The 1,356-nt window shown below is 68.2% G+C and carries 1 protein-coding gene; it reads right to left on the reverse strand.

Annotated elements, in window-relative coordinates:
* Nucleotides 1-82: 82 nt before the first annotated feature.
* On the reverse strand, nucleotides 83-1,294 hold the full coding sequence (locus AB0J09_RS64850) for a fumarylacetoacetate hydrolase family protein (RefSeq protein ID WP_360714459.1): 1,212 nt from the start codon (nucleotides 1,292-1,294) through the stop codon (nucleotides 83-85).
* Between the last annotated feature and the right edge of the window lie 62 nt (nucleotides 1,295-1,356).

The following is a 1,356-nucleotide window of genomic DNA, read 5'->3' on the forward strand; positions in this document are numbered from 1 at the left end:
CACGCTCATCGGCATCCGCCTCAGAGGCTTGAGGTCGGTTTCGCGGCGCCGGCCTCCCTTGGATCGACTGTGATGACGGTGCTCACAACAGTCCTCTCTTCATGAGATTTCCCATGAGATCGCGGACTCCGAAGCCCCAAGGTGCACAGTCCTCGGCGTGCTGGACGCGGTTGACCAGGGTGCCGAGCGCGGGGGAACTGATCCTCACCACATCGCCGGTCTTGTGCGTGAACCCTTCGCCAGGGTGGTCGCGGTCCTGGATGGGCGCGAACATCGTGCCGAGCATGAGGACCGCGCCGTCGGGATAGTGATGGTGCGGGCCGATCAGTTGCCGCACCAGCGCTTCCGGATCGCGTGACATCCGCGCCATCTCCGAGACCGCCTCAAGGCGGAAGCCGTCCTCGCCTTCGATGTCCAGCCGCACCACGAGGCCGCGTACCTGTTCCAGGTCGAACCGCTCGTCGAAGAGCCGGATGAGGGGGCCGAGCGCGCACGACGCGTTATTGTCCTTCGCCATCGGCAGCAGGAGCGCGGATCGGCCCTCGACATCCCGGAGGTTGACGTCGTTGGCGAGCGTCGCCCCCACGATCCGGCCACTCGACTGGACGATGAGCGACACCTCGGGCTCCGGGTTGTTCCAGGTCGAGGCGGCGAGCACCCCGACGGGCACCGCGGTTCCCATGGCGGAGAGGATTTGACCCTTGGTGAAGATCTCGGCATCCGGGCCGATCCCGACCTCCAGGTACTGGCTCCAGACGCCCTCGGCGACGAGCAGGCTCTTCAGCCGCGCCGCCTCCTCGGAACCTGGCGACAGGTCGTGAAGGTCGGCACCAACGCCGGCGGACATCCGCCGGCGGATGTCCGCCGCCAGTACCATGTCGCCGCCGGCCCGCTCCTCGATGACGCGCTCGATCATCGAGACGGCGAAGGTCACCCCGGCGGCCTTGAGCGCCTGGAGGTCGACCGGTGCGAGCAGCCAGGGCCGTGTAGGGTCCCGGTCCGCGGCCCCGGTGTTGGCCAGCACGTCCCTGAAGCCGCCGACACGCCGGCCATCGAGCCCGGAGACCACGGCAGCGGGTTCCGGCAGCTCGCAGATGTCGCGGACCGTCGGGAACTCCGCGCTGATGTCGATGACTTCCCCGTCGCGGACCACCACGGGTGAGGGCCCTTCGACGAGGGGATCCCAGATCCGGCCGATCAGGACACTGTCGGCGGCATCGTCCGGCAGAGCGTCGGCGGCCGTCCCGAACCAGCCGGCCTCGGCGGCGAGCTCATCGGGCGATGACTGGATCATTTGCCATCTCCCAGATTGAAGAAGGACCGCTCGTCCGCGGGCCGGATGTCGAAGACGGCGTC

It is taken from the genome of Nonomuraea sp. NPDC049784 (genome assembly GCF_040659615.1).
In the GTDB taxonomy this organism is placed as follows: Bacteria; Actinomycetota; Actinomycetes; order Streptosporangiales; family Streptosporangiaceae; genus Nonomuraea.

Excerpts from the sequence above, each read along its gene's own strand:
- AB0J09_RS64850 (WP_360714459.1), bottom strand. The coding sequence starts at position 1,294 with ATGATCCAGTCATCGCCCGATGAGCTCGCCGCCGAGGCCGGCTGGTTC.